The sequence below is a fragment of the Cyanobium sp. Lug-B genome (assembly GCF_024345635.1).
Lineage (GTDB): Bacteria > Cyanobacteriota > Cyanobacteriia > PCC-6307 > Cyanobiaceae > Cyanobium > Cyanobium minutissimum.
Window position 1 is genome coordinate 1 of record NZ_JAGQBM010000045.1, and the last position, 26,032, is coordinate 26,032.

General features: G+C 70.2%; 24 protein-coding genes, 1 tRNA gene and 2 pseudogenes. 9 read left to right on the top strand and 18 right to left on the bottom strand.

The annotated features are described in order from the left end of the window. Positions 1-18 precede the first annotated feature (18 nt). A pseudogene (locus tag KBY81_RS11340) lies at positions 19-996 on the bottom strand (FAD-dependent oxidoreductase); the annotation flags it as partial. A 418-nt stretch (positions 997-1,414) separates the two neighbouring features. On the opposite strand from KBY81_RS11340, the gene KBY81_RS11345 reads away from it, so the two are divergent. Continuing rightward, on the top strand, positions 1,415-2,104 hold the full coding sequence (locus KBY81_RS11345; RefSeq protein WP_254976536.1) for a hypothetical protein: 690 nt from the start codon (positions 1,415-1,417) through the stop codon (positions 2,102-2,104). Between the two features lie 266 nt (positions 2,105-2,370). On the opposite strand, the gene KBY81_RS11350 is transcribed toward KBY81_RS11345, so the two are convergent. After that, the gene (locus KBY81_RS11350; RefSeq protein WP_254976537.1) at positions 2,371-3,210 is read right to left on the bottom strand and encodes a hypothetical protein; all 840 of its coding nucleotides are present in this window, start codon (positions 3,208-3,210) and stop codon (positions 2,371-2,373) included. Positions 3,211-3,391: 181 nt separating this feature from the next. Between KBY81_RS11350 and KBY81_RS11355 the strand changes: the two genes are divergently transcribed. Then, on the top strand, positions 3,392-4,333 hold the full coding sequence (locus KBY81_RS11355) for a fructosamine kinase family protein (RefSeq protein ID WP_254976538.1): 942 nt from the start codon (positions 3,392-3,394) through the stop codon (positions 4,331-4,333). Positions 4,334-4,372: 39 nt separating this feature from the next. Here KBY81_RS11355 and KBY81_RS11360 read toward each other — a convergent pair whose 3' ends face one another. Continuing rightward, positions 4,373-4,747: a CAAD domain-containing protein gene (locus KBY81_RS11360; RefSeq protein ID WP_106221863.1), complete on the bottom strand. Its 375-nt coding sequence runs from the start codon at positions 4,745-4,747 to the stop codon at positions 4,373-4,375. Positions 4,748-4,790: 43 nt separating this feature from the next. Here KBY81_RS11360 and KBY81_RS11365 point away from each other — a divergent pair, with 43 nt between their 5' ends. From KBY81_RS11365 to KBY81_RS11375, 3 genes are all read left to right on the top strand, one after another. Then, positions 4,791-5,294, top strand: coding sequence for a M67 family metallopeptidase (locus KBY81_RS11365; protein ID WP_219904311.1), 504 nt, complete (start codon positions 4,791-4,793; stop codon positions 5,292-5,294). Next, entirely contained in the window at positions 5,281-6,450 is a 1,170-nt protein-coding gene (moeB, locus tag KBY81_RS11370; protein WP_106221865.1) for a molybdopterin-synthase adenylyltransferase MoeB, read from the top strand. The genes KBY81_RS11365 and moeB overlap by 14 nt, the downstream gene beginning before the upstream one ends. 121 nt (positions 6,451-6,571) lie before the next feature. Continuing rightward, complete coding sequence (locus KBY81_RS11375) at positions 6,572-7,243, top strand: ion channel (protein ID WP_106221867.1); 672 nt, start codon at positions 6,572-6,574, stop codon at positions 7,241-7,243. Positions 7,244-7,267: 24 nt separating this feature from the next. Here the strand turns inward: KBY81_RS11375 and KBY81_RS11380 are convergent, their stop codons facing one another. After that, positions 7,268-8,431 (bottom strand): cob(I)yrinic acid a,c-diamide adenosyltransferase, encoded by a 1,164-nt coding sequence (locus KBY81_RS11380; protein ID WP_106221869.1) that lies wholly within the window; start codon positions 8,429-8,431, stop codon positions 7,268-7,270. A gap of 71 nt (positions 8,432-8,502) precedes the next feature. Between KBY81_RS11380 and larE the strand changes: the two genes are divergently transcribed. Beyond that, positions 8,503-9,375, top strand: a complete 873-nt coding sequence (larE, locus tag KBY81_RS11385; RefSeq protein WP_254976539.1) for an ATP-dependent sacrificial sulfur transferase LarE — start codon at positions 8,503-8,505, stop codon at positions 9,373-9,375. Positions 9,376-9,455: 80 nt separating this feature from the next. On the opposite strand, the gene speD is transcribed toward larE, so the two are convergent. Further along, positions 9,456-9,950 carry an adenosylmethionine decarboxylase gene (gene speD / locus KBY81_RS11390; RefSeq protein ID WP_106221873.1) on the bottom strand — a complete coding sequence of 165 codons (495 nt, stop codon included), beginning with the start codon at positions 9,948-9,950 and terminating at the stop codon, positions 9,456-9,458. A gap of 88 nt (positions 9,951-10,038) precedes the next feature. After that, positions 10,039-11,130 carry a DNA replication/repair protein RecF gene (gene recF / locus KBY81_RS11395; RefSeq protein ID WP_181280163.1) on the bottom strand — a complete coding sequence of 364 codons (1,092 nt, stop codon included), beginning with the start codon at positions 11,128-11,130 and terminating at the stop codon, positions 10,039-10,041. Positions 11,131-11,221: 91 nt separating this feature from the next. Here recF and KBY81_RS11400 point away from each other — a divergent pair. Further along, positions 11,222-11,295 (top strand) — tRNA-Arg (locus KBY81_RS11400). Positions 11,296-11,310: 15 nt separating this feature from the next. Here the strand turns inward: KBY81_RS11400 and KBY81_RS11405 are convergent. From KBY81_RS11405 to KBY81_RS11440, 8 genes are all read right to left on the bottom strand, one after another. Next, positions 11,311-11,781: a GNAT family acetyltransferase gene (locus tag KBY81_RS11405; protein ID WP_106221875.1), complete on the bottom strand. Its 471-nt coding sequence runs from the start codon at positions 11,779-11,781 to the stop codon at positions 11,311-11,313. 16 nt (positions 11,782-11,797) lie between these two features. Then, positions 11,798-14,803, bottom strand: a complete 3,006-nt coding sequence (ppc, locus tag KBY81_RS11410; RefSeq protein WP_254976545.1) for a phosphoenolpyruvate carboxylase — start codon at positions 14,801-14,803, stop codon at positions 11,798-11,800. A gap of 26 nt (positions 14,804-14,829) precedes the next feature. Then, the gene (gene gshA / locus KBY81_RS11415) at positions 14,830-15,993 is read right to left on the bottom strand and encodes a glutamate--cysteine ligase (protein ID WP_106221877.1); all 1,164 of its coding nucleotides are present in this window, start codon (positions 15,991-15,993) and stop codon (positions 14,830-14,832) included. Further along, positions 15,990-17,555, bottom strand: coding sequence for an anthranilate synthase component I family protein (locus tag KBY81_RS11420; RefSeq protein ID WP_254976540.1), 1,566 nt, complete (start codon positions 17,553-17,555; stop codon positions 15,990-15,992). Before KBY81_RS11420 ends, gshA begins: the two co-directional genes overlap by 4 nt. A gap of 68 nt (positions 17,556-17,623) precedes the next feature. Then, positions 17,624-18,055 (bottom strand): photosystem I reaction center subunit II PsaD, encoded by a 432-nt coding sequence (locus KBY81_RS11425; protein WP_015109263.1) that lies wholly within the window; start codon positions 18,053-18,055, stop codon positions 17,624-17,626. Positions 18,056-18,158: 103 nt separating this feature from the next. After that, positions 18,159-19,577, bottom strand: coding sequence for a sensor histidine kinase KdpD (locus KBY81_RS11430; protein ID WP_254976541.1), 1,419 nt, complete (start codon positions 19,575-19,577; stop codon positions 18,159-18,161). Continuing rightward, a complete protein-coding gene (gene rodA / locus KBY81_RS11435) occupies positions 19,568-20,836 on the bottom strand; it encodes a rod shape-determining protein RodA (protein ID WP_106221883.1) in 1,269 nt (422 codons plus the stop codon). The genes KBY81_RS11430 and rodA overlap by 10 nt, the downstream gene beginning before the upstream one ends. Positions 20,837-20,840: 4 nt before the next feature. Next, positions 20,841-21,947, bottom strand: a complete 1,107-nt coding sequence (locus KBY81_RS11440; RefSeq protein WP_254976542.1) for an Mrp/NBP35 family ATP-binding protein — start codon at positions 21,945-21,947, stop codon at positions 20,841-20,843. A 228-nt stretch (positions 21,948-22,175) separates the two neighbouring features. On the opposite strand from KBY81_RS11440, the gene hemF reads away from it, so the two are divergent. After that, the gene (hemF, locus tag KBY81_RS11445; protein ID WP_106221886.1) at positions 22,176-23,201 is read left to right on the top strand and encodes an oxygen-dependent coproporphyrinogen oxidase; all 1,026 of its coding nucleotides are present in this window, start codon (positions 22,176-22,178) and stop codon (positions 23,199-23,201) included. On the opposite strand, the gene KBY81_RS11450 is transcribed toward hemF, so the two are convergent. Both KBY81_RS11450 and KBY81_RS11455 read right to left on the bottom strand, forming a co-directional pair. Further along, a complete protein-coding gene (locus tag KBY81_RS11450) occupies positions 23,128-24,003 on the bottom strand; it encodes a dehydrogenase (protein ID WP_254976543.1) in 876 nt (291 codons plus the stop codon). The two genes, hemF and KBY81_RS11450, sit on opposite strands and share 74 nt — an antisense overlap. 4 nt (positions 24,004-24,007) lie before the next feature. Then, positions 24,008-24,559: a cofactor assembly of complex C subunit B gene (locus tag KBY81_RS11455; protein ID WP_106222001.1), complete on the bottom strand. Its 552-nt coding sequence runs from the start codon at positions 24,557-24,559 to the stop codon at positions 24,008-24,010. Positions 24,560-24,651: 92 nt separating this feature from the next. Here KBY81_RS11455 and KBY81_RS11460 point away from each other — a divergent pair, with 92 nt between their 5' ends. Continuing rightward, a complete protein-coding gene (locus KBY81_RS11460) occupies positions 24,652-25,317 on the top strand; it encodes a ribonuclease D (protein WP_254976544.1) in 666 nt (221 codons plus the stop codon). Between the two features lie 37 nt (positions 25,318-25,354). On the opposite strand, the gene KBY81_RS11465 is transcribed toward KBY81_RS11460, so the two are convergent. Beyond that, positions 25,355-25,612: a hypothetical protein gene (locus tag KBY81_RS11465; RefSeq protein ID WP_106221892.1), complete on the bottom strand. Its 258-nt coding sequence runs from the start codon at positions 25,610-25,612 to the stop codon at positions 25,355-25,357. 40 nt (positions 25,613-25,652) lie between these two features. Continuing rightward, positions 25,653-26,032: pseudogene (locus KBY81_RS11470) on the bottom strand (sugar synthetase); the annotation flags it as partial.

Here is a 26,032-nt window from a genome sequence, read left to right on the forward strand (position 1 = left end):
CCGCCCCCGTTAGCCGGGGGGGAGCGAATCCCCGAGCAGGGCCGGCGGGGTCTGGGGGGGCAGCCTGACGACCCCCTCGGGGGGGCTGAGGTGGAACGCCCCCCCCGCTGGGTTCCTGGCGCCGGGTGGGCCACCGCCACGCCGGCCCGCGATCCGCCACTCGCCCCCGGGCCGCTCCGGCGGCTGCAGCCGCTCCACCCGGTGCCGCCGTCGCAGCCGCCCGCCGTGCTGGGCGAGGGCGCCCTCCAGGGCTTCGCTGAGCGCCTGCATCGACCCCTCCAGGTGCCAGAGCCCGAGCGGTTCCTGCACCATTGCCAGCACCGTGGCCCCGTAAAGGGCGGCGGTGCGATCCGCCGGTTCCTGGGAATAGAGCCGCAGCTGCAGATCCAGGAAGCGCCGCAGCCGCCGGTCGCCGCCGCAGCCGGTCAGCCGCAGCAGGTCGGCGATGGTGGCGGTGGTGAGCAGGCCGCTGGCCAGAGTTCCCGCCCCCAGGGCGCCCAGCAGCTGGCCCAGATCCCACCAGGAGCGCGGCGGCAGCACCGGATCCCGCGAGGCGAAGGCCCAGTTGGCCCGGTGCAGGACGTCGCAGAGGTCCCAGAACCGTTCGCTGCCAGGGAACTGTCGCAACCGTTCCTGCCGCCAGCGCTGCGGGTTGCGCCAGATCGACACCGGCTCGCGGCCGTCGGCCAGATCCACCACGCAGCCGGGGTCCAGGGGCACCGCCGCCGGTGGTGCCACCCCCAGATGGCGGAACAGGCGGGCATGGATGCCGGCGGGGGTGCCATCCCCCTGCTCCAGCCCCGCCACCTGGGTGGCCCCCACGTCGAACACGTAGGGACCACGCCGGAAGGTGCCGGCGCAGCCACCGCTCTGGTGATGGGCCTCGAGTAACTCCACCTGCAGGCCCTGCTTCGCCAGCAGGGCCGCCGCCGTCAGGCCGGCGATGCCGGCGCCCACCACCACCGCGTCCGTCTGGCCACTTCCGCTGGGGTTCAACGCTGCATCTGTGCCTCAGGCTGATGTTGGCAGATCGGAGCCGGCCGCTGGTGGGCTGGAGGGCGCGCAGGGCACCGATGCAGTTGTGGTGCGGATGTACATCACAAGAGCGTCGATCCAATGTTGGGGCTTATTGATTTCATGACCTCCCTGCAATCGTCATCGTCTCAAGGGAGATGAAAGCCCCTTCGGTCGAGGGGGTGCCCGCAGCTCCTGCGCATGCCGTGTCGGCCAAAAAACATCGTGCTGCAATGGATCTGGCTTGTGGGACAGGCGCCTAGCACACATCTGGATGGATCAGCACTGTCAGGAGTTGATCGTTTCGCGGCCCGGGGCCGGTGGCTATTTTGCCAACACTGAAACGTGATACGGTCACGGGTGGTTGAATGCCACATTGGTCCTCATTACGTATACAGCCATGAAGATTTTGTTCCCTGTCTTACGTGCGTTTCGGCGTGATGATCGGCGATTGATCCTTTCAAAGTCACTGTTTGGTGCCGTGGTGGTTGCAGCCGCTGTCACCGGTCTGTCAGCTGGTTCGGCCAAGGCCGTTCAGACCACCACCTGTGGTTCGCCTTCTGACCTGACATTCGGCGATAAGACAGTCAGCAACATCGTCTGTTCTGGCGTGGGTGCTGACACTGAAATCCGATTCAATAACTTCGACCTTGCCTATGACTTTGGCAGTGTCATTGATCCTCCGACCCAGGCCGGATCGATCTCTTACACCATCTCGATCATTCAACCCGGGTTCGAGTTTGCTGCCGTTGGACTCGACTCCGGCTGCGTCTTCCCAGCCCTCGGGGGCTGCACGGTGACGAAGAATGTGAGCTGGACAGGCGGAGCCACTTCCCTGACCTCCATCAATGGGAATCCCGCGCCTGTTGATTATCTGTTCGCTGCTGGAGTCACCTCCCTCAACATTGAGGATATTCTCTTCGCGACGGGCAACTCTGCGGTTTCAACGGCGAACAACTTCTTCAGCCAGAGGCCCGGGGGTGCTCCTGATCCAGTTCCCGGCCCCCTTCCCATCCTTGGTGCCGCGATGGCCTTCGGCTTCAGCCGTCGGTTGAGGACCCGGATCAAGTCAGGCTCAAGGGCGGTCTGAACGGGATTTGATCCTCCTGTTCCGGTCTGATCCCTTCACCCCAATCCCTGGCCATGGCCAGGGATTTTTTTTGGCCTGTCGTGATCGGGGATGATCTTTCGTGGACAGCTTGGCTGCATGGGGGCCAACACATCCATGGATTGGCGTTGTTCTGTCCATCGATTGGATGTTCCCGGACGAAGCCTTGCCGCGAACCTGTCGATGGGTGGCTGAGGTGTGCCCATCCAGCGGTAGGAGCCGTCGGGTGTGATCAACCGCTGGTGGCATCAGCCGCGTGATTGCTCGTCTTCGGTCTCCATCCATTTCTTGTCAATGACACCATCGAAATGATGGCGTCCGTGCGACTGGCCATTCGCCATTCTTCCCTGATGGCGGACCAGAAGGCCCTGCAGCAGGGTGGCGTGATGCGGGGATCGGCGACCGATGGCAGCAAAGCCGAGGAACAGGATCAGAACCCTCAGCGTGTTCCCAAAAGCCAGGCCCAGAGAGCGTTGCCACACACTGGACATGTTGTTGCCGAACTCGTATTCGGCCCGCTTGGTGTTGGCACTGATGGCTTCAGCCAGGCGCTCCCGGATCACCGGGAAAGGTTGGGGCAATGGGTCGGGAAGTGGCACCTTGTTACCCGGGACCTGTTCGTAGGCCCTGCGGAGGTCCGCGGGGGTGTTGGCTTTGCGGATGGCTTCGACGGCTCTGGATGCCTGGGTGAACAGTTGGGTTGACTCCTGTTTCCTGGTTTGCAGCAGTTTCGCGCCGGAATAGATCTGAACGGGGATCAGAAGCAGATAGCCCAACGCCACCCAGCTCGCCAAGCGCCGCAACAGCACCGCACGGTTGGCCAGTGGTCTGGACTGGGGGTTCAGAACGGAAGCCGCTGCCACCAGCAGCGCTCCCGTGAGCGGCGTGATGCCTCGGCTGACAAGAAATCCAATCATGACGTCCAGCCAGGCCGGCTGGAGGAGGGCTACGGGCCAGGCCTGGAAGGCCAGCTCGACCAGGAAGTAGGCCAGGATGGCGACACCCACCCAATGAAGAACAATGGCAAATTCAACCTGCAGCTCGCGGGATGAATCACGGGAATTCCGGATGCTGGTTGTTGGGGTCATCGGCGTCTTTCCTGTCTCTACGGATCATCTGAATATCGGATGGAATCTTCAGTCTGGTCAAGCGAGTTTCACATGACTTGCTGGACGGGGCCCGATGGATGTGTTGGGATTGAAGCCTCGGCCGTTTGGGGCGGATCTGGCCCTTTGGAAAGCGGCAAAACCCATGCATTTCGGCGCTTCCATGGCCCACCCCGCCACCCTGATCCCCTGGCTGGCCGAGCAGCTCGGTGTCGAGCCTGTCGGCTGGACACCGGTGGGTGGTGGCTGCATCCACAACGCCTGGCGACTGGATCTGGCTGATGGCCGCCGGCTGTTTGCCAAAACCAATGGCGCCTCCTCCTTGCCCCTTCTGGAGGCGGAAGCCGATGGCCTGCGGGCCCTCGCGGCGGCGGCGGGTGACGAGGGCCCACGGGTGCCCGTCCCCCTGGCCTGCGGGATGTCGGGACCTTCGACTGTCCTGGTGCTCCCCTGGCTCGACCTGGCGCGCGGCCGTTCTGCGGCTCATGAGCCGCAGTGGCGCCGCCTGGGGGCAGCGCTGGCTGCGCTGCACCGCCGCAGCCTGACCCGCCGCTGCGTGGCGGAGGATCGGGTCGGGGCCGCCTTCGGCTGGCCCCGGGACAACGTGATCGGCTCCTTCCCGCAACGCAACGGCTGGGAGGCGGACTGGGGCCGTTTCTTCGTGCAACGACGGCTGGCTCCCCAGTTGGAGCACCTGGCCCGCAGCGGCCAGCCGCTGCGGCAGGCCTCCGTGCTGCTGGAGCGCGCCGGACAGTGGCTGGCGGACCACCACCCCGATCCCTGCCTGGTGCACGGGGATCTCTGGAGCGGCAATGCGGCCATCAGCGGCGATGGCCAGGGCGTGATCTTCGATCCGGCGGTGCACCGGGCCGACCGGGAAGTGGACCTGGCCATGGCGCGCCTGTTCGGAGGCTTTCCCGAGGCCTTCTTCGAGGGGTACCAGCACACCTGGCCCCTGCCTTCAGGGCACCGTGCGCGGCGCGACCTCTACAACCTGTATCACCTGCTCAACCATGCCAACCTGTTCGGTGGCAGCTACGTGGGCCAGAGCGCGGCCTGCCTCGATGCCCTGGTGGAGCGCGGCGAGAGGGCGGACGGGGCGTGAGAAAGGTTCACGCCCCCCCTGATGCGGACGGAGCGGCGCTCAGCTCAGATATTCCTTGCGCAGGGTCTGGATCTTCGCCATCACCGCCGAGCGCTTTTCGCCGGTGGTGAGGTTGTTCCAGCTCCAGTTGCCGACCACCACCAGGCCGAGCAGCTCCAGCAGCCCGGGGACGATGGGCAGCAGGTTGATGGTGTCGAGCACGCCCTTGATCAGGATCTGGGCCACGATCACGGCCAGCAGTACACCGGAGGCCTTGCCGATCCGACCGACCTGGCTCCAGTCGACCTTGTCGAGGGTTTCGTTGATCTTGCCGATCACGTCGCTGTAGCGCTCGCTGAAATCAGCCTCTGCGGCGGAGCTGCTGGTGGTGTCGTCCTGCATGGTCTCCTTCACCTCGGTCGTGCTGTCGATCATGGAAGGAGCGGTCTCCTGACGGAATGACGCATAACGTACCGGTGTGGACCCACCGACGCCAGAGGAGCTGTGCCTCGGTCGGCAGGCGCTGACGGTGCTGGAGGCCGTCCTGCTGGCCGCCGCCCCCGAAGAGGGCTGTGCCCTGCTGCTGGGTCGCCGCGACCCCTGGCGGATCGACCACGTCTGGCCCTGTCTCAATGCCTGGGAGCCGCCGCCGGAGCGTCGTCGCCGTTTCGCCCTTGACCCCCGCGAGCAGCTGCAGGCGCAGAAGTGGGCCCGGGCCCGGGGCCTGACGGTCCTGGGCTCGGCCCACAGCCACCCGCGCTCGGCGCCGCTGCCCTCGGCCCTGGACCGCTCGCTCGCCTTTGCCCCCACGCTGATGCTGATCCTGGGGCAGGCTGATGGCCCCGCCGCGGCGCCGGCCGACGGGGACACCCAGTGGTCCCTGGCCTGCTGGTGGCTGCCGGAGCACGGCCCTCCCCGGCCGCTGGCGTGGAGAATGGACGATTCGAGCGACGTGGGCCTTCGCTGCCATGCTTCCTCCTGACACCAGCGCCGTCCAGCTGAGCCCCGATGAGGTGGTGCGCTTCTCGCGCCACCTGATCCTGCCGGAGATCGGCATGGAGGGGCAGAAGCGGCTCAAGGCGGCCTCGGTGCTGTGCGTCGGCACCGGCGGCCTCGGCTCCCCCCTTCTCCTTTACCTGGCCGCCGCTGGCGTCGGCCGCCTGGGCATCGTCGATTTTGACGTGGTGGACCACAGCAACCTGCAGCGCCAGGTGATCCACGGCACCAGCTGGGTGGGCAAGCCCAAGATCGAATCCGCCAAGGCCCGGATCCACGAGATCAATCCCCACTGCCAGGTGGATCTCTACGAAACGGCCCTCAGCAGTGAGAACGCCCTGGAGATCATCGCCGGCTACGACATCGTCTGCGACGGCACCGACAACTTCCCGACCCGCTACCTGGTCAACGACGCCTGCGTGCTGCTGGGCAAGCCCAACGTCTACGGATCGATCTTCCGCTTCGAGGGCCAGGCCACGGTGTTCAACTTCGAGGGTGGGCCCAACTACCGCGACCTCTTCCCCGAGCCGCCGCCGCCGGGCATGGTGCCCTCCTGCGCCGAAGGCGGTGTGGTGGGGGTGCTTCCCGGGATCATCGGCGTGATCCAGGCCACCGAGGCGGTGAAGCTCATCACCGGCATCGGCACCAGCCTCAGTGGCCGCCTGCTGCTCTTCGATGCCCTCAAGATGAGCTTCCGGGAGCTGAAGCTGCGCCCCAACCCGGAGCGTCCCGTGATCGACAGGCTGATCGATTACCAGGAGTTCTGCGGCGTCGGTGGCTCGGCCCCCGGCCAGGAGGAGGCGGGCAGCGTGGCCACGATCACCGTCACCGAACTCAAGGCCCTGCTCGACGGTCCCCGGGACGAGCTGCTCCTGCTGGATGTACGCAATCCGCCGGAGGCCGAGATCGCCGTGATCCCCGGCGCCGTGCTGGTGCCCCTCGATCGCATCGAGAGCGGCGAGGCGATCGAGGAGGTGCGGCGCCTCGCCAGCGGCAAGCGGCTGTACGTCCACTGCAAGCTGGGGGGACGTTCCGCCAAGGCCCTGATTGCCCTGGCCCGCCACGGCATCGAGGGGGTCAACGTGCAGGGCGGCATCGACGCCTGGAGCCAGGAGGTGGATCCTGACGTTCCGCGCTACTGACCCCTCCTCCCCCGCCAGGCAGCGGTGGCTGGAGCGCCGCCGCCAGGAAGCCCGCCGCCTGATCGCCCTTGAGAAGCGCTTCCTGCCGCTTCTGCTGACGGCCCTGCTGCCCATCCTGGTGATGCCGCTGACGGCCACGCGGGGCTGGCCGGCCAATGTGCTCCTGGCCCTGGTCTTCAACCTGCTGATCCTGCAGTCAATCCAGACCCTGCCGGTGATCGCCGGGGTGACCTACGCCCGCCTGCGCCAGGAGATCTTCCGGGGGATCGGGCTGGTGGGGGGCCTGGGGCTCTGGGTGCCGGTGGCCATGGGGACCTGGCCCGGCGGCCTGTTCCGCGCCGTGGAGATGGTGCTGCTCAGCCTCTTCTTCCTGGCCACCTCCCTGCGGCTGGTGCGCCTGCTGGCCCGGGTGCCGCGGGTCAACGGGCTGGTGATGGCCGGGGCCGCGGCCGGCTATCTGCACCTGGGGCTCACCGGCGGCGTGCTGGCCACGGCCACCCAGGTGCTCGTCCCCGGCAGCTTCAGCCTCGGGGCGGCCGCCAGCCACCAGCTGCTGCTCGACCGGCTCACCTACTTCAGCTTCGTCACCATCGCCGGCGTCGGCTACGGCGATGTGCTGCCGTCCAATGCGGTGGGGGAGCGCTTCGTGATCCTCCTCAGCGTCGCCAGCACCCTCTACGTGGCCCTGCTGGTGGGCCTGCTGCTGGGGCGGTTCATCGCCTCGGAGGAAGTGGTGATGCTCGAGGAGGATCAGCTGGAGCTCGAGCGGGCCGATGGACCCGGGAACCCCTGAACGGCAGTCCCCTGACCGCCAGGATCAGTAATCGACGCCGCGTTTGAGGTCGACACCCCGCTCGGCGTAGTGCTTGTGGCACACCATCTCCGAGTGGACGCTGGCCAGGTCGAAGTAGGCCGGCCGGCTCTTGCAGCGGCCCGTGATGATCACCTCCGTTTCGGTGGGCTTGCGCAGCAGGGTCTGGACGATCGGCTCCACCGGCAGCAGCTCCAGGTCCACGGTGGGATTGAGCTCGTCGAGGATCACGGTCTTGTAGAGGCCGCTGGCGATGGCGGCTCGGGCGATCTCCCAGGCCCGTTCCGCTTCCACGTAGTCGATCGGCTGCTGCTGGCCCCGCCAGACGATGGCGTCGCGCCCGGAGCGCAGGTGGTCCACCAGGTGGGGGTAGCTCTCGCGCAGGGCGGCGATGGCCGCGTCCTCGGTGTAGCCCGCCCCGCCCTTGAGCCACTGCAGGATCAGCACCCGGTGGCTCTTGTCCTGGCTGATGCCCCGCCCGATGGCCTGCAGTCCCTTGCCCAGGGCGCTGGTGGATTTCCCCTTGCCTTCCCCGGTGTAGATCTCCAGGCCCTCGAGACCCTGCTGGGGGCCGCTGTGGGCCCGCATCTCCGAGTGCAGATCGGCCAGCTGCACCAGCTGGCGCGGCGCCCCCCGACCGGTACAGATGATTTCCATCCCCGCCGGCTTGGTGGCCAGGGTGCGCACCACCTCCTCGGTGTCGAGCAGGCCCAGATCGAGCACGGGGTTGAGTTCGTCGAGCACCACCACCGAATAGAGGTTGCTGGCGATGGCCCCCTTGGCGATGTCCCAGCCCCGCTGGGCCTCCTGATGGTCGAAGCGGGTGGCCTCCTCGGCGCTGAAGTGGTCGCCGCGGCCGGTGCGCACCTGATCGATCAGGTGGGGGAAGCCCTGCTGCAGGGCCTCGATGGCACTGTCCTCGTCGTAGGCGCGACCGGGGCCCTTCAGGAACCGCAGCAGCAGCACCCGGGTGCGCTTCTGCTCGCAGATGCCCAGCCCGATGGTGCGCAGCACCACCCCCAGGGCCGCCTGGCTCTTGCCCTTGCCCTCCCCGTCGTAGACGTGCAGCTGGCCGTGGGCCCGCTCGTCGCTGCCGGCGGCGGTGCGGATGCCGATGCCTCGCCCAGTGCCGCGCTGCGGGGTCTGGGTGCTGCGGGCGGCGGGGGTCATCGGCGGGTGGCGGGGAGCAGCGGCGGGCAGAGCTGACCCGGATGCTACCCAGCCTTGCCAGGATCGAGGCCATGCCAGCCACCCGCCGCCTCAGCCTGCTCGAAGCCCTGCCGGCTCCGCTGGAGAGGGGTCTGGAGTCGCTCTGCCGCCAGCTCGACGCCTTTCCCCAGGTGGTGGTGGCCTACTCCGGCGGTGTCGACAGCGCCCTGGTGGCCGCCCTGGCCGGCGACCGGCTGGGGGAGCGGGCCCTGGCGGTCACAGGCGTCTCGCCGGCCCTGGCCCCCCACCTGCGCCGCGAGGCCAGCGACCAGGCCCGCTGGCTGGGGCTGCGCCACCGGGAACTGACCACCGCGGAGCTGGCCGACCCCGCCTACACCAGCAACCCCCAGGATCGCTGCTACGCCTGCAAACGGGAGCTGCACCGCCTGCTGGCCCCCATTGCCGCCGCCGCCGAAGGGGCCCAGGTGCTCGATGGCGTCAACCTCGACGACCTGGGCGACCACCGGCCCGGGATCCGTGCCGCCCGGGAGTTCGGGGTGCGCTCCCCCCTGGCGGAGGCCGGCATCGACAAGGCGGGGGTGCGCCAGCTCTCCCGGGCCCTTGGTCTGCCCTGGTGGGACAAGCCGGCCCAGCCCTGCCTCGCCTCCCGCTTCCCCTACGGCGAACCGATCAGCGCGACGCGGCTGACCCGGGTGGCCGCCGCCGAGGAGTGGCTGCGCCAGCGCGGCTTTCGCGAACTGCGGGTGCGCAGCCAGGGGGAGACGGCCCGCATCGAGATCCCCGCAGCCGCATTACCGGCGGCACTGGAGCGCCTGGCCGAAGGCGAACTGCGCCCCGAGCTGGTGGCGGCGTTCCTGGGGATGGGATTCAGCGCCGTGGCCCTCGACCTCGAGGGGCTGGTCAGCGGCAAGCTGAACCGCGCCCTGACACCGGAGCGGGACTGAGGAGCGACCTGGCCAGTGATGGACGCAGAAAATCTGCCGGGGAGAGTGTCCCCGGCAGTCGGTGGTGGATGCACCGGCGCTCAGGCGCTGGCGAGGTGGGGCTCCCTCTGGCTGTCGGCCAGGGCTTCGGGCGTCTCGCGCCGGAAGCTGGTGAGCTTGTGGCGGCCGGCCCCCAGCTCCTCCCACAGCACCTGGCAGGCCCGTTCCGGCATCGTGTGGTCACCGCAGGTGAACACGTCCACGGCCGCATAGCCCGATTCGGGCCAGGTGTGGATGGAGATGTGGGATTCCGCCAGCAGGGCGAGCCCCGTGACGCCCTGGGGTTCGAAGCGGTGGGTGATCAGGTTGAGCAGGGTCGCACCGGCACGTCTGGCTGCTGTCGTGATGGTGTCCCTGAGGAAAGCTTCGTCATCGAGCCGTGCGCAGTCGCAGTCGTAGAGCTCGAGGATGCAGTGTTTCCCTACCGCGTCGGTGGTGTCGCCTGGGGCGGAGACGGGGTGTGCAATCGGGTGGGTGGGGGAGGCGGCGGGCTTCCATCCCGGGTTGGGATGCAGGCTGGAAAGGGTCTGGTTCATCGAATCCGGTCAAACAGGCCTCACCATACGTGCCGGAGCGCGGAACCGAGGTTCGCCAGGCTGCCTGCGGCAGCAGGGAGTTCGGCCCTCAGGCCACCAGCGCTCCGCTGCGCAGTTCCACCACCTGGCTGCGGGCCCGCCAGCCCGTGCTGAAGGCCTCCAGGTGGGTGGCGCTCACCAGGCACTGGTGGCCGTCCCCCACCGCCTCCAGCAGCAGTTGCTGGCGCCCCGGGTCGAGTTCGGCCAGCACGTCGTCGAGCAGCAGCAGCGGCGGCTGGCCCACGACCTGGCCCACCAGCTCCAGTTCCCCCAGCTTCAGGGCCAGCACCAGGGTGCGCTGCTGGCCGGCGGAGCCGTAGCGCCGCGCGGCCTGGCCGCCGATCAGCAGGGCCACCTCGTCGCGGTGCGGACCCACCTGGCACTGGCCGAGGCGCTCCTCCTGGGGCCGTTGCCGGCGCAGCTGCTCCTCCAGGGCCTGGCGCCAGGGGCCCTCCTCGTCGCTGGCCTCCGCCAGCTCGGTGCCGCTGACGTAGTCGAGCTGGAGCGGTTCGCCGGCCCCGCCGATGCGTTGCTGCCAGGCCACCGCCAGTGGCTCCAGGCGCCGCAGGGCCCGCTGGCGGCGGCGGTGCAGGCGGGCGCCGACCAGGGCCATCTGCTGATCGAAGGCCTCCAGCAGCTCCTGGCGCGTTTCGGCACCGAGGCCCCGGCGCAGCAGCTGGCTGCGCTGGCGCAGCAGGCGCCCGTAGCGGCTCAGCAGGGCTCCGTAGACCGGCTCCAGCTGCAGCACCACCCGGTCCAGCCACTGGCGCCGCAGGGCGGGCTCCCCGCGCACCAGGTCCAGGTCGAGGGCGCTGAAGCCGACGCAGCGCAGGGGGCCGATCAGGTCGAGCTGACGCTCCAGCCGCTTGCCGTTGCGGAACGCCTGGCGTCCGCCGCTGCGCCGCAGCTCCAGCTGCAGGCTGTCGGCCTCATCGGTGAGGGCGCCCAGCCGGCTGCAGGGGTGCCCGTGGCCGATCAGATCCCGGTCGACGCTGCAGCGGTGGGAGCGCAGGCTGGTGAGCAGCTCCACCCCCTCCAGCAGGTTCGACTTGCCCTGGCCGTTGCTGCCGATGACGAGCAGCCGGGGTGCCTCCAGCGTCAGCTGCAGGCCGTCGATGTTGCGGAAATGCCGGAAGTCCAGGCGGTGCAGCCGGATGGTTCTGGGGCGGTCAGCCGCTAAGGTACCCCCATCGGCGGCCAAGGTCCCCCAGGGGGCCGGAACCACCGTGGCAGGGCATGTAGCTCAGTTGGATAGAGCGTCAGATTCCGGTTCTGAATGTCGGGGGTTCGAGTCCCTCCATGCTCGTCAGCCCAGTCACCCTCACCCCTCTTCACTGCTCCGCAGGTTGAGGCCCATCGCCCGGATTCCGCCGGGGTCGACCACGAACCCGGCCCGGGTGAGGGCGGTCACCGCCTCGGGCGGGGCGGACAGGGAGATGCTGCAGCCGCTCAGCTCCCGCCGCAGACGGGCCAGGGCGGCCTGCACCAGGGCGCCGATGACCTCGTCCCGGCAGGGGTCGGCCGGATCGGCCATCAGGTCCCAGAGGTTGGCATTGAGGGCCTGGTCACTGGTGGCGCGCACGAAACCCACCAGCCGGCCGAGGGGGTTGAGCACCACCAGATGCCAGGTGCTGCGCTCCAGCACCCGCTGCCAGCGCTCCGGGCTGCGGGGGCCATCCCCGCAGGCCACCAGCAGGTGGTTGAGGCCGGCCGGATCGGGGTCGTGCTGCTGCAGCAGGGCGTAACCCTCCCGCAGGCGTGGAGTCGGGGGCTGGCTGCGGAAGGGGATCAACAGAGAGTCCAGGGAATCAGCCCGTGTTGCGCATGCCGGCGGCGATGCCGTTGATGGTGAGCAGGGCGCCGCGCAGCAGCTCGCTGCGGCTGTAGGTGCGGCCGTCGCCGCCGCCTCCCGGCCCGTCGCCCGGCCCTTCGCTCATGGGCGGCTGCCGTTTCTGCTCCCGCAGCCGGCGCAGCAGCGCCACCTGCAGGTAGCCCAGGGGGATGATCGTGCGGTTGCGCAGGTCGACCGACAGCTGCAGAGCCGGGTCGCCGTCAAGGAGCCGGCTGTGGTTGCTGATGCGCAGCACCAGGGAGTGGGTGAGGGCGAACTCGCGGGCGATCGCCTCGAAGATCTGGGCGAACACCTCCCTGTTCTGGGGACGTCCCAGGGAGGTGACGTAATGGCCCGCCAGCTCCAGGTCGACCTTGGAGAGGGTCATCTCCACCTTGGAGATCAGCATGCGGAAGAAGGGCCAGCGCTGGTAGAGCAGCTGCAGCAGCTCCATCTGCTCGCCGTCGGCATCGAGCTCGGCCTGCAGGGCCGTGCCCACCCCATACCAGCTGGGCAGCAGGAAGCGGCTCTGGGTCCAGCCGAACACCCAGGGGATGGCCCGCAGGCTGGAGAGGTCCTTGGCGCCGCTCTTGCGCCGGGCCGGTCGGCTGGAGATCTGCAGCTTGCTGATCTCCTCGATCGGGGTTACCTGCTGGAAGAAGGCCACCAGGTCGGGGTTGTCGTGGACCAGCGCCCGGTAGTGGTCGCGGGAGCGGGCCGCGAGCCGTTCCATCAGCACGTTCCAGGTGGGGGTGTCGTCCACCGGGGTGCTGACCATGCTGTTCTGGAGCACGGCGGTGGTGACCGTCTCCAGGTTGTAGAGGGCCAGCTCCGGCAGGGAGTACTTGGAGGCCAGCACCTCCCCCTGCTCGGTGATCTTGATGCGTCCTTTCAGGGTGCCGCTGGGCTGGGCCAGGATCGCCTGGTAGGCGGGGCCACCGCCCCGTCCCACCGAGCCGCCGCGGCCGTGGAAGATGCGCAGGGCCACGTCGTGGGCATCGGCCAGCGACTGCAGGGCGATCTGGGCCCGGTGGATCTCCCAGTTGCTGGAGAGGAAGCCGGAATCCTTGTTGCTGTCGGAGTAGCCCAGCATCACCTCCTGCAGGGGCTGCTCGCCGTCGCTGTTGCTGATCAGCAGCTGGCGGTAGAAGGGGTCGGCGAACAGCCGCCCCATCACGGCCGGGGCCCCCTGCAGGTCCTCGACCGTTTCGAACAGGGGGATCACCAGCAGGGCCGATTTCTGGGCCATCGGATCCACCAGCCCGGCCTCCTTGGCCAGCAGCACCACCTCCAGCAGGTCCGACACCGTGTGACTCATGGAGATCACATAGGTGCGGCAGATGCGCCGGCCGAACTCCTGCTGCAGCCGCTGCAGCATCCGGAACACGGCGAAGGTCTCGGCGGTGGGGGCGCTCCAGCGGGCCGCCGGCGGCAACAGGGGCCGGCGGGTCTTGAGTTCGCTCAGCAGCCACTCCACCCGCTGCTCCTCGTCCATCTCGCCATAGGGCACCGGCAGCAGCAGGTAGCGGCTGAGCTCGTCGATGGCGTCGCTGTGGCGGGTGCTCTCCTGGCGGATGTCGAGGCTGGCCAGGGAGAAGGCGAAGATGTGCACCTGGCTGAGCAGGTCCTGGAGGGCTTCGCAGCTCAGGCCGGTGGCATCGAGGCTCTCCTTGATCAGCTCCAGGTCGGTGCGGAATTCCTCCACCGACGCGTAGTGCAGTTCCTGGGGTGGGGCCGGCTCCATCAGGCTGCTCAATCCGGCCTCGTAGCCGGAGGACCCGTCGCAGGGGGATTCCCAGCCCGCCTCGGCCAGCTGCTGGTTGCGCTGCTGGGTGAGGCGCAGCCGCTCCAGGGTGTAGCTCAGCTTCAGCCGATAGGGCTCGAGCCGGTAGCGGGCGGCGCGCTCCTCGTAGATCTCCGGGAAGCGCAGCCGGTCCATCTCCAGGGATTCCAGCAGGGCCGCGCTCACCTGGCTCCACTGCATCGAGATGCTGAGCTGGTCGCGCAGGACCGACACCGACTGGATGTAGCGGGCCAGCATCAGCTGGCGCTGGAAGCAGGCCGTGCGCCAGGTCACGTCCGGGGTCACCGAGGGGTTGCCGTCCCGGTCGGAGCCCACCCAGGAGCCGAAGGTGCAGAAGGCGTCCCGGGGGGGCTGCACGTCGGGATAGCTGGCGGCCAGGGCGGCGCGGATGCGCTGGCGCAGCTGGGGCAGGGCGTCAAAGAGCACCTGCTGGAAGTAGTGGAGGGCGTAATCGACCTCATCGATCACCGACGGCTTGAACTGGTGCAGCTCGTCGGTGCGCCACCACAGCCGGATCTCCTCCTCGAGCTGCTGGCGCAGCCGGTCGTTGTCGTCCGGGTTGCCCTGGCCGTTCACCTGCAGCTTCTGGATCAGGGCCGCCACGCGCCGCTGCTTGTGGCGCACGGTGTGGCGCACGATCTCGGTGGGGTGGGCCGTGAACACCAGCCGGATGTCGAGCTCCCGCAGCAGCCCCTCCAGCTGGCCCGGCGGCACGTTCAGGGCCCGCAGGCGCTCGAACAGCTGGCGGAAGGTGGCCGGATCGCTCTGGCTGGCCAGGGGCGGCAGGAAGGGGTCGTTGCTGGCGGGGGCGGGGGCCCGCTTGATGCTTTCGAGGTAGCTGTCCTCCTCGATGTGCTGCTCAAGGATGTTGACCAGCTGGAAGTAGAGGGAGAAGGCCCGGGCCGCGGCGATGCCCTCGGCCAGGTCCATGGCCTTGATCAGGGCCACGATGCCGTCGGTGTCGACGGATGAGGGGGCCTCCGGATCCAGGCCCGGCGCCACCGGACCGCTCAGTTCCTTGAGCCGCAGCAGGCGCTCCACCTGCTCGGGCGGGCATTCACTGCGCAGCACCGTTTGCCAGAGGTCCTCCACCAGCTCCAGCCGCTCGGTGAGCAGTCGGATCACCCCGGGTGAGGCCTCGGCGGGAACGACCGAAGGCTCGGTCAGGTGGAGCCGCATGGGGGCGGTGGGCGCGGGGGTGCTGTTCATGATCCTCCAGGAACCTGGGCTGCTTCTGTCGCCAGCCATGCGTCCAGGGCCCTCTCCCGCCGTTCGAGAGCCACGGCTTCGCTGCCGATGATGGCACCGATGCTTTCGCCGCGCCCATGGCGCGCCAGCCATCGCATCGCCTGGTTGCCGCCGGCCAGCAGGTCGTGGAGGGGCGCCAGCCACCGGGCCAGCCCCAGTTCGGCCGCCAGCGGCGCCATCGCTTCGAGTTCGGCGGCGATCCAGGCGCGGGCCTCCAGGGTCTCGCCGGTGCGCCAGTGCACCAGCCGGGCCTGGAGGCTGGAGCGGGCCGCGGCCCGGTCGTTGGCATCGGCGATGGCCTCCAGCTCGGCGGCCCCGAAGCGGCCGGCGGCCAGGGGATCCTGGCCCGCGGGATCCTGCAGCAGCTGCTGCAGGCGCAGTTCGGTGAAGGCGGTGACCGCCAGCAGCAGCAGCGGGTCGTCGATCAGGTCGCAGATGCGGATCTCGAGGCGGTTGAGGCCATGGGGGCGGTCGTCGCCGTTGGGCCGCACCGACGTCCAGAGGTGGCGGACGTTGCGCATCGCCCCGGCGGCCAGCTGCTCCTCCATCCAGTCGATGTAGTGGCGGTGGTCCCGGAACAGGGGCACCAGGGGCGGCGTGATCGGGAACTGCAGCCAGCGCTGGGAGTGGGCCCCGGTGACCTCCCCGTCGAGGAACGGTGAGCTGGCGCTGAGGGCGAGCAGCAGGGAGGCTTCGCAGCGCAGCAGCCGCAGGCCCGCGAACAGGGCGTCCATCTCCGTCAGGCCCAGGTTGATGTGGACGCTGGCGGTCACCACCCGGGTGCCATAGGTGGCCTCGATGTAGCCGTGGTAGGGGTTCTCGGGGTCGGAGCGCTCGAAGCGGCGGCTGTTCCCCAGGCTCAGGGTGCTCCCGGGCAGCAGGGTCAGCTGGCGGGGCTGGAGCCAGCGGCGCAGGCGCCGGCGCGGTTCCAGCAGCAGCTCCAGCTGGGCGATGTAGGAGGCCTCGGGCGGGGTGACGTACTCGAGGTTGCGGTGGTCCGGCTCGGTCATGAACCCCGCCAGTGCGGCGGCCGCTTCGGCGGAGCAGCCCACCACCGTGCCGTCGGCCCGGCCGGTGTACATCTCCACTTCGAAGCCCTTCAGCAGCAGGGGGGCGCTCATGACGTCACGCCGGCCGCGTCGGCGGTGGCGGGCTCCAGGCAGGCAAGAGCCTTGAGCATGCCGCGCGCCTTGTTGCGGGTCTCCTGGTACTCCGCCTCCGGCCGGGAGTCGGCGACGATCCCGGCACCGGCCTGCACCTGCACCCGCCAGCCGCCCTCGGGGTGGGGCAGCACCACCATGGTGCGGATCGTGATGGCGGTGTTGAGGGCACCGGCCAGATCCACCGCCCCGTAGACGCCCGAGTAGGGCCCGCGGGCCTCCGGTTCGAGGGCGTGGATCAGCTGCATGGCGCGGATCTTGGGGGCTCCGCTCACGGTGCCCGCCGGGAAGGAAGCCATCAGCAGGTCCCAGATGTCGTGATCCTCGGTCAGCAGCCCCTCCACCTCACTGACGATGTGCATCACGTGGGAGTACTTCTCGATCACCATCAGCTCGCTGACCTGCACCGTGCCGGCCCGGCAGACCCGGCCCAGGTCGTTGCGGCCCAGGTCGACCAGCATCACGTGCTCCGCCCGCTCCTTCGGATCGGCCAGCAGCTCCTCGGCCAGGGCCGCATCCTGGGCGTCATCGGCGCCCCGGGGCCGGGTGCCGGCGATGGGCCGCAGGGAGGCCTTCACCCCTTCGGCACAGGGCTCCGCCTTCACCATCACCTCGGGGCTGGAGCCGATCAGGTGCCAGTCGCCGAAGTTGAAGAACGCCATGTAGGGCGAGGGGTTGACCATCCGCAGGCTGCGGTAGAGATCGAAGGGGTCGTGGGTCACCCTGGTTTCGAACCGCTGGCTCAGCACCAGCTGGAACACGTCACCGGCGGCGATGTGCTCGGCCGCAGTCGCCACCGCGCCCTGGAACTCCGCCTGGTCCCGGTTGCTGCGGGTGGCCAGCTCGGCGCCGCTCGCTTCGTGCCAGGCCAGCGGCTTGACGTGCGCCGGCAACGGGGCGTGCATGCGGGCCTCAAGGGCTTCGATGCGGGCCGCCGCCCGGTCGTAGGCCTCGCCGGGATCGGCCCCCGACGAAAGATCCACGTAGGCCACCGCCGTGATCTGGCGTTTCACCTGGTCGAACACCAGCAGGCTGTCGGCCAGCATCCAGCAGCCGTCCGGCGGGGCCCCGTCCGGGGCGTCGTGGACCGGCACGCTGGGCTCGATCCAGCGGATCAGTTCGTAGCCCCAGAAGCCGAACAGCTGGGCCACCGTCGGCAGGCCCTCCACCGGTCCGGGGCGCAGGGGGGCGAGCGCCTCCCGCAGCAGGGAGAAGGGGTTGCCCTGGAGCTGTTCGCAGCGGCCATCGCGCCAGCGCCTCTCGCCCCGGTCGCCGCGGCAGGTGAGGGTCCAGAGCGGGTCGCTGACGACGAAGCTCCAGCGGCCCAGCTGCTCGCCCCCCTCCACCGACTCCAGCAGCACGCCATGGCTGCCGCCCGCCCCCACCTTCAGCCAGGTGGTCAGGGGGGTCTCCAGGTCGGCGGGCCAGCGCTTCCAGAGGGGCAGGAGATTGACGGCCAAGTCAGCACCTGCTTCCCCACCGGCGATGCGGGCGAGGAAGGCGCTGCGATCAGAACCGGGCATCACGGCGACAGGCAGGCAAAAAAAACGGGGCTCCCGGCCCCGCCGTTATAGGTGCTGGCCGGCCGGGCTCAGGCTTCGTGGGTGGCCTTGCCGCTGAACTTGAGGCTGGCGGGGTTGGGGTTGGCGCCGATGCTGCGGGGGGTGTGGCCCACCATGGGACGGCCTTCGTTGACCTTCTCGGGGAAGACACCGTCCTTGGGGTGCAGGAATTCGGTGTCGCCGCCGGGGTAGATCCGGTAGATCTTGTAGTCCTCGATCCGGGGCTTGAACTTGGTGCGCAGCTGGGTGCCCAGGGCCAGGCACTGCTCCTTGCGGGCGAAGTACATGAGGTTGTCGCCTTCGTGCATCTCCGCGGCGCCGCCGGTGGGGAGCTCGAACGCCTGGGCCTTGGTGCTGCTCCAGGTGATGGCGTACTTCTCCTCGGTCTCCGCCGAGTTCAGCAGGCCACCGGTGCTGCCGATGGACTTCGGAAGTTGACCGTGGAGGGCCGTATCAGGCATGGCTCGCAGACCGTTTCAGGCGGAAACTAGCACCGTGTTTTTGGCCTTCCGGGCGCCCCCGGCGGACTCTTCACACCCGTCAACAAACCCGGCCGCGGCCACCTCAGCCGCTGCGCTCGGCGGTCGGGAAGAACACGGTCAGGTTGCTGCCGCCCCGTTCGGTGAGCCGCCCTCCCAGGCGGTGGAAGAGCCTCTGGGTGGCCTGGCGGCTGAGCTGCAGGCTGCCGGTCTCCGGGTTCCAGCTGAGCACCGGCCCCACCGGGGTGGGCACGGCGGCCGCCAGGGCGTCGACCTCGCGGCTTTCGGGGTCGTCGCTGCTGAGCTGGAGCTTCAGCCGCGACCCCGCCGGCAGCAGCCGCAGCCGCACTTCGCTGCCGCTGGGGAGGCTGCGGCTGAACCGGTCCATCAGGCCGCCGAGCATGGTCTCGAGCCGGCTGGGATCGCTCATCACCGGCGGCAGGTCGGCAGCAATTTCGAGCACCAGCCGCAGGTCGCGGCGGCCCAGCTGCCGCTGCCAGAGCTCCTCCAGCTGGACCAGCAGCCGGCTGAGGTCGGTGCGGGCCAGTTCGCTGTCGCTCAGGGGCTGGCCGCTGCCGGGCTGGCGCTGCAGTTCCGCCGCCAGGAAGATCAGGCCGAAGCGGTCGATCTGTTCGCTGCATTCCCCGTCGATCTGCTCCAGCCGCTGCCGCACCACCGCCGGCAGGTCGGTGCGGCGCAGCAGGGAGCGGATCAGGGTGCGGATCGTGGCCAGCGGGGTGCGCACCTCATGGGTGAGGGCCTCGAGCAGGGCCAGTTCGCTGCTCACGGCGTCACTTCTGCCGGCGTCGCTGCCCTCGCTGCGTTTTTCCCCATGCACCAGCGGCTGCAGGGTGACACTGGGGGCCATGGCGGCCAGGCGCTGGGCCAGCAGGGGCCAGAAGCGGCTGCCCAGATCGGGATCGTTGCTGAGCGGGCCCAGCAGCTGCAGGCGGCGGCGCAGCCCCAGGCCCGCGACCGGATCGTCCTGGGCCAGGCGGCGATCGAGCAGCTCCAGGGCCGCCGACAGGACCGGGGCGTCGAAGCGCGCCACCAGCCGGCGCTCCTGGGGGGGGCCGTCGAGGGCCAGGGCCACCTGCAGCACCGGGGTGATCAGCACCAGCAGCGGATCGGTGCCGTCCTCCTCCCGCAGACTCAGGCGCTGGAAACCCCCCGGCCGGCCGGCCGTTCCCCGGGGGGGCGTGCCGTGGGGGGGCGGCAGGGGCGCCATCCCCGGCAGCAGCGGCAGCCCCGGGGGCATGAGGTTGCCCACCTGGGCGGGGGTCCAGACCCAGCCGTCGAGCCACTCCAGCAGGGAGGGTTCGTAGAGGGCTGGCAGGGGGGCCGCCAGCCACACCCCCGGCTGGGGAGGAACGGCTCCGAGCAGATCCGCCTGCAGCGTGGCCAGGGCGGCCCACCACTGGCGCCGCACGCTGTCCTCGTCCCCCCGCCCGGCCGGGACACCGGCCGCCAGCAGGCGGCGCAGGTCCCCCAGGCTCACCACCATCGCCGCAGGCTGCGGCTGCGCCGGGCCACGGAGGCGCAGAGCCCGAGGCTGATGCAGTTGACGAGCATGGCCGAGCGTCCGTAGCTCAGGAAGGGCAGCGGAATGCCGGTGATGGGTCCCAGGCCGATGGTCATGTTGATGTTCACCACCACCTGAAACATCAGCATGGCGCCGATTCCCACCACCACGAGGGATTCGTAGTCGCTGGACGCCTGGCCGGCGATCTGCAGCAGGCGCCAGATCAGCACCACGAAGCCCACCACCACCAGCATCGAGCCGATGAAACCGGTTTCCTCCCCCAGGGCACTGAAGATGAAATCGGTGTGCTGCTCAGGGATGAAGCGCAGCTTGGTGAGGGAGCCGTTCATCAGGCCGGTGCCCCAGAGCTGGCCGGAGCCGATGCCGACGGTGCTCTGCAGCAGGTGGTAGCCGCCCCCGAGGGGATCCTGGGCCGGATCGAGGAACAGGGTGAGCCGGGCCCGCTGGTGCGGGCGCAGCCCGTGCTCCCAGAGCCAGGGCGTTCCCACGGCGAACAGCCCCTGGACGGCCAGCACCAGGGAAAGCCCCACCGCTTTCCAGGGCAGGGCCCGCCACGCCACCCAGCCCATCAGCGGGATCCAGCCCAGCAGCAGCCAGGGCATGGTGCCGGCCATGATCGCCGTGAACAGGGGCGAGAGCAGCAGCAGCAGCCAGGTGGCGGGCATGCCCGACCAGAACAGCATCACCAGCAGCACCGCCCCGAACACCAGCGACGTGCCCAGATCCGGCTGCACGAAGACCAGCAGCCACGGCACGCTGATCATGGCCACCGGCCGCAGCAGGTCGATCGGCCGCTCCACCGGGTACTTGGAGAGCACCCCCGCCAGGAGCAGGATCGCCGCCACCTTGGCGAACTCCGAGGGCTGCACATAGAAGCCCCCGATGTTGATCCAGCTCTGGGCCCCGAGGGCGCTGACCCCGATCACCCGCACCGCGATCAGGCTCGCCACCATCAGGATGTAGATCGGCCACTGGAAGCGGGCGATGCGCTCCAGGGGCACCCGGGCCAGCAGCAGCGCCACCACCAGGCCCACCGCTGCAGTGACCCAGTGCTGGTACCAGTCGGTGGTGGCCTGCTGGCGCTGGGTGCTGGCGATCAGGATCCCCGCCAGCAGCGTCAGGGCGATGGGGATGCCCCAGAGGAGGGGATCGAAGCCGGGGCCGCGCCGCTTGGCCCCCTTGGCGGCGAACCCACCGCGCCGGGGGCTGAGAACCGCCATCGCTTCAGGCGAGCGCCGGGCTGAGCGAGCAGCTGGCGCTCAGCCGCTCGGCCAGCTCGGTGAAGGCGCGGCCGCTGGCCGAGTCGGGTGCTGAGAGCACCACCGGCCGGCCCCGCTCCCCGCCCTCCAGCACGGGCATCTCCATGGGCAGCTGGGCCAGCAGGGGCACGCCCGCCTCCTCGGCCAGCCGCTGGCCGCCACCGCTGCCGAACAGGGGGTAGCGGCGATCGGGCAGATCCGGGGGAATGAAGGCGGTCATGTTCTCCACCACCCCGAGCACCGGCACGCCCATCTGCAGGAACATCGCCAGGCCGCGGCGGGCGTCCTGCAGCGACACCAGCTGGGGGGTGGTGACGATCACCGCGCCCGCCATGGGCACCGCCTGGGCCAGGGTGAGCTGGGCGTCACCGGTGCCGGGGGGCAGATCCACCACCAGCACGTCCCGTTCACCCCAGTTCACCTGATAGAGGAACTGGCGGATGATGCCGTTGAGCATCGGCCCTCGCCACACCACCGGCTGGTTCTCCTGGATCAGCAGACCCATCGACACCATGACGATGCCGCAGGTCTCGATCGGCTCCAGCACCTGGTCGTTGCCGCTGCCCGACACCTGGGGGCTGCGGTCGGCCACCCCGAGCATGGTGGGCGCATTGGGTCCGTAGATGTCGGCGTCGAGCAGGCCCACCCGCAGGCCGGAGGCGGCCAGGGCACAGGCCAGGTTCACGGCCACCGTGCTCTTGCCCACGCCCCCCTTGCCACTGCTGACGGCGATCACCTGGCGCACGCCGGGGATCCCCTGCCGCTCCGGCAGCTGGGGCCCGCCGGGGCCGTGGCCGGCGGCACCGATCGGTCCGGAGGAGGGGGCGGCAGCGGGCTGGGCCAGTTCGATCTGAACGTCGTTGATCCCCTCCACCGCCAGCAGGGCACCGCGGGCCTCGGCGGCGATGCGCTCCCGCTGGCTGTTGGCGAAGCCGGGCAGAGCCAGCCGGAACACCGCCCGGCTGCCCTGCTGGCGCAGGTCGCTGATCCAGCCCAGCTCCAGCAGGCTGCGGCCACTGCCGGCGTCGCGGAGCGGCTGCAGGGCCTCGAGGAGGTTGTCGGCGCTGGCCATGCGGCGGCGGCAGAGTCGGGGTGGACGGCGATCCTAGGGGCGGCCCTTCGGGCCGGGCGGGGGCTCCTGCGGAGGCCCCGCGGCAGCCCTGCAGCGGCCCAAGGGCAGCCCCACGCCAGCGCCGCGGCCCCTTCCCCAGCCCGTGACAGACGCTCTCGAACCCTTGTGGGACCCCCCGACGGGCTGAAAAGGTGTGCGGATGTTCCGCGTCCGCCGCGCTGCCGTTCCATGGAGATGCCACCTGCCGATTCCCGCAGCCGCGCCAAGGCCCTGCTGATGGGCCTGCAGGATTCGATCTGCGCGGGTCTCGCCAGCCTCGATGGCGGGGCCGACTTCGAGGAGCAGAGCTGGGAGCGGCCGGAGGGCGGCGGTGGCCGCTCCCGGGTGATGAAGGACGGCCGCGTCTTCGAGCAGGGCGGCGTCAACTTCTCCGAGGTGGAGGGCGAGCGGCTGCCCCCCTCGATCCTCTCCCAGCGCCCCGAGGCGGAGGGCCACCGCTGGTTCGCCACCGGCACCTCGATGGTGCTGCATCCCCGTAACCCCTACGTGCCCACCGTCCACCTCAACTACCGCTATTTCGAGGCGGGGCCGGTGTGGTGGTTCGGCGGCGGCGCCGACCTCACCCCCTACTACCCGTTCCTGGAGGACGCCCGCCACTTCCACCGCACCCTCAAGGGGGCCTGCGACGGGGTGGATCCGGCCTATTACTCGGTGTTCAAGCCCTGGTGCGACGAGTACTTCTTTCTGAAGCACCGGGGCGAGACCCGGGGCGTGGGCGGCATCTTCTACGACTACCAGGACCCCGGCGGGGTGCTCTACAAGGGGGGCGACCCCGAGGGGCCGGCGGCGGCGGCCAGCGCGGCCGTCGGACCGCTCCACCAGAACTGGGAGCAGCTGTTCGCCCTGGCCTCGGCCTGCGGCAACGCCTTCCTGCCGAGCTACGTGCCGATCGTGGAGCGCCGCCAGGAGATCCCCTGGGGCGAGGTGGAGCGCCAGTTCCAGCTCTACCGCCGCGGCCGCTACGTGGAGTTCAACCTGGTCTTCGACCGGGGCACGATCTTCGGCCTGCAGACCAACGGCCGCACCGAATCGATCCTGATGTCGCTGCCGCCCCTGGTGCGCTGGGAGTACGGCTACACGGCGGCAGCCGGCAGCCGCGAGGCCCTGCTGACCGAGCTGTTCACTCGTCCGCAGAACTGGCTTGAAGACCCTTCCCTGGAGGAGCGCTGCCGACCCCACCAGGCGGTGGGCTGAGGGGCATGGCGGTGGCCGGGCTGCGGCCCAGGCCCACCTCGAGGGCCGTCACGATCCGTTCGGCGATGGCCATCACGGTGTCGGTGCGGGTGGCCGGGTTGCGCAGCGAGCGCTCCAGTGGACCCTCCAGCTTGCCCACCTCCAGCAGGGCGATGCCGCGCCTGGGTCCCCCGAGGCCGCCGCGGAAGGCCATGGGGAAGCCGCCGAAGGCCGCGGCCAGGCTTTCGTCGAGGGAGCTGAAGGGGCGGTGCAGGGGTGGGATCAACCCGGATCCGATGCCGTCGGGGCCCCAGGCGTCGAAGTGGATCTCCAGGGCATAGCCGCCGCTGGCGGCGTGCTGCCGGCCCACGCTCCAGTTGGTGCTGGGGTGGTTGCCATCCGGGATCGTGCGGAAGGGGGGGCGGTAGGAGCTGATGCGCAGCCCCCGCTGCTGGCCCAGGGTCACCACGGCCTCCGCGACGACCATGTTCCAGTAGAGCTCGTCGCTGATGCCTGGGTACATCGGCGACGCCCCGGCGGCCACCGCGGCGCCGCTGGTGCCGGCGCCGTTCATCCCCTGGGAATCGGCATGGCCGGCCAGCACCAGGATCGGGGTGTCCGGAGCGACGGGACGGGTGCCGATCCAGTCCCGGCCCAGGCGGCTGCGCGGACCGGTGATCGGATCGAAGCCGGCCAGCGCCGGCGCCTGGATCGGGCTGGCCGGCACGGACGCTTCGGCGGCGAGGGCCAGGGGCGCCAGGGGGCCGAGGCTGACGATCAGCAGGGCCGGCCCCAGCAGCCAGGACGGGAGAAGGGAACCCATCGGCTCAGATCGGCGAGGACAGCAGGGAGCCGTCGCTGGCCAGCTGGAGCCCGGGGCCCAGTTCCCGCTCGATGGCGATCAGTTCGTCGCGGTGGGCGCGCAGGCGCAGGGTGCTGCCGCCGTCGCTGTCGCCGCTGATCAGGCGCAGCTCCAGGCTCTCGGGCCTGGCGGCCCGGCGGCGATAGATCACCCCGGCCAGCGGCCCCACCAGGGCCAGCAGCAGGGGCCACCAGCCGAGGGAGGGCAGCACCTGGCGCAGCACCAGGCCCAGGCAGGCGGCCCCGACGCTGCCCAGCAGCGAGAGCAGCAGGGCCAGGGCCAGGCTGGAGCGCACCTGGCCGCGGAAGCGCAACAGCTGGCGCTCGGGATCGCCGGCCTCGGTCCGCCAGCCCCGGGCGGTGAGCCAGTCGGAGAGGCCCTCGAGCACCTGCACCGGGGGCTGGGGCGAGTGCACGTCCACCACCGTGGTGCGGTCCTTGCTGGCGGCCCTCAGAAAGAACACCAGGCCGATCGCCATCAGCAGGGTGAGCAGGAGGGTGGAACCCAGGGTGGGCATGGCGGCGCGGCCGGTCGGGCCCGCATTCTGGCCCGACCGGCCCGGTCGGCGGCCGCCGTGGGCGACGATGGCCGCCACCCCCCTGCTCCCCCATGGCCCAGACCCCCTCCAGCGGCAGTGCCAGCCCCGGTCCGCCGGCCCGTTTCGCCGTCTTTGACCACGACCTCGACGCCGCCTGGGGCGAGCTGTTCGGCCAGGCCCGGGCCCTGGCGATCGACACCGAGGCCATGGGGCTGATCCATGGCCGTGACCGCCTCTGTCTGGTCCAGATCTGCGACGACGACGACAACGTCTGCTGCATTCGGGTCGCTCGGGGCCAGACGCAGGCGCCGCGGCTGAAGGCCCTCTGCGAGAACCCGGCCATCGAGAAGGTGTTCCACTTCGCCCGCTTCGATGTGGCGGCCTTGGCGGAGAACCTCGGCATCGCCGTGGACCCCGTCTTCTGCACCAAGGTGGCCAGCCGCCTGGCCCGCACCTACGCCCCGCGCCATGGCCTCAAGGACGTGGTCAACGAGCTGGTGGGGGTGGAGCTCGACAAGCAGGCCCAGAGTTCCGACTGGGGCCGGGTGGAGGAGCTCAGCGACACCCAGCTGGCCTATGCCGCCGGCGACGTGCGCTGGCTGCTGGCCGCCCGGGACCGGCTGGAGGTGATGCTGCGTCGGGAGGAGCGCTGGGAGCTGGCGCGCCGCTGCTTCGCCTGCGTGCCCGTCTTCTCCGCGCTCGACCGGCAGCGGTTCAACCAGGTGTTCGAGCACTGAATCAGGGCGAGCCGGCTGGGCTCGCCTGCCGCGGCGCTCAGTCCTCGATCATGAACAGGTCGTCCTCCCCCACCGAGCGCAGCTGGCCGTCGAACAGCTGGCCCCGGTCGAGGCCACTGGCCCTGGTTTCCTCCAGCAGCCGCTCCGCCAGGGCCAGCTTGCCGGCCGTGTCCCGGAGCCCTTCCTTGGCGGCCAGGATCTCCACCCGCCGGCGGGCCGCCGCCAGGCTGATGCCCAGCGTTGTGGCCAGATGACCGCAGGCGGCGTTGAAGCTGCGGTCGGGGATGCCGGGCATCGGTGCGGGAGACAAGGGGGCAGTCGGCCCCATCATCCCCCTACCCCGGCAGCAGCCGCTCTCGGATCAGCGCCGCCAGCCGCTCGCTGCCGCCGGCCGGTCCCATGCGGCGCCGGCCGATGCGGCCCAGCCGGGCCCGCTCCGGGTCGTCCTCGAGAAGGGCAAGCAGCCGGGCCCGCAGCTCGGCTGGGCCATGGCAGGGCTGCACCGCTCCCCCCAGCAGCCGGCTCTGGCGGCGGGCGAAGCCGGCCTTGAACTGGGGCCCTGGCCCCGGCAGTGACAGGGCCGGCACCCCCAGCCCCACCAGCTGCTCGGTGGCGGTGCCGGCGGTGGCGAGCCCCAGCTCCGCCAGCGGCGCCCAGGCCCCGAACCGGCCCGGGCCCACCAACAGCTCCAGCGGGCCGCGCCGCCAGAGGGCCG

Coding starts and splice junctions, on each gene's coding strand:
- speD (WP_106221873.1), bottom strand. CDS start 9,950: ATGAACCAGACCCTTTCCAGCCTGCATCCCAACCCGGGATGGAAGCCC.
- KBY81_RS11465 (WP_106221892.1), bottom strand. CDS start 25,612: ATGCCCGGCATCCCCGACCGCAGCTTCAACGCCGCCTGCGGTCATCTG.
- KBY81_RS11350 (WP_254976537.1), bottom strand. CDS start 3,210: ATGACCCCAACAACCAGCATCCGGAATTCCCGTGATTCATCCCGCGAG.
- KBY81_RS11375 (WP_106221867.1), top strand. CDS start 6,572: ATGCCGCTGACGGCCACGCGGGGCTGGCCGGCCAATGTGCTCCTGGCC.
- KBY81_RS11460 (WP_254976544.1), top strand. CDS start 24,652: ATGGCCCAGACCCCCTCCAGCGGCAGTGCCAGCCCCGGTCCGCCGGCC.
- hemF (WP_106221886.1), top strand. CDS start 22,176: ATGGAGATGCCACCTGCCGATTCCCGCAGCCGCGCCAAGGCCCTGCTG.
- gshA (WP_106221877.1), bottom strand. CDS start 15,993: ATGAGCGCCCCCCTGCTGCTGAAGGGCTTCGAAGTGGAGATGTACACC.
- KBY81_RS11425 (WP_015109263.1), bottom strand. CDS start 18,055: ATGCCTGATACGGCCCTCCACGGTCAACTTCCGAAGTCCATCGGCAGC.
- larE (WP_254976539.1), top strand. CDS start 8,503: ATGCCAGCCACCCGCCGCCTCAGCCTGCTCGAAGCCCTGCCGGCTCCG.
- KBY81_RS11455 (WP_106222001.1), bottom strand. CDS start 24,559: ATGCCCACCCTGGGTTCCACCCTCCTGCTCACCCTGCTGATGGCGATC.
- KBY81_RS11450 (WP_254976543.1), bottom strand. CDS start 24,003: ATGGGTTCCCTTCTCCCGTCCTGGCTGCTGGGGCCGGCCCTGCTGATC.
- ppc (WP_254976545.1), bottom strand. CDS start 14,803: ATGCGGCTCCACCTGACCGAGCCTTCGGTCGTTCCCGCCGAGGCCTCA.
- KBY81_RS11440 (WP_254976542.1), bottom strand. CDS start 21,947: ATGGCCAGCGCCGACAACCTCCTCGAGGCCCTGCAGCCGCTCCGCGAC.
- KBY81_RS11420 (WP_254976540.1), bottom strand. CDS start 17,555: ATGCCCGGTTCTGATCGCAGCGCCTTCCTCGCCCGCATCGCCGGTGGG.
- KBY81_RS11380 (WP_106221869.1), bottom strand. CDS start 8,431: ATGACCCCCGCCGCCCGCAGCACCCAGACCCCGCAGCGCGGCACTGGG.
- rodA (WP_106221883.1), bottom strand. CDS start 20,836: ATGGCGGTTCTCAGCCCCCGGCGCGGTGGGTTCGCCGCCAAGGGGGCC.
- KBY81_RS11345 (WP_254976536.1), top strand. CDS start 1,415: ATGAAGATTTTGTTCCCTGTCTTACGTGCGTTTCGGCGTGATGATCGG.
- KBY81_RS11430 (WP_254976541.1), bottom strand. CDS start 19,577: ATGGTGGTGAGCCTGGGGGACCTGCGCCGCCTGCTGGCGGCCGGTGTC.
- moeB (WP_106221865.1), top strand. CDS start 5,281: ATGCTTCCTCCTGACACCAGCGCCGTCCAGCTGAGCCCCGATGAGGTG.
- KBY81_RS11360 (WP_106221863.1), bottom strand. CDS start 4,747: ATGATCGACAGCACGACCGAGGTGAAGGAGACCATGCAGGACGACACC.
- KBY81_RS11355 (WP_254976538.1), top strand. CDS start 3,392: ATGGCCCACCCCGCCACCCTGATCCCCTGGCTGGCCGAGCAGCTCGGT.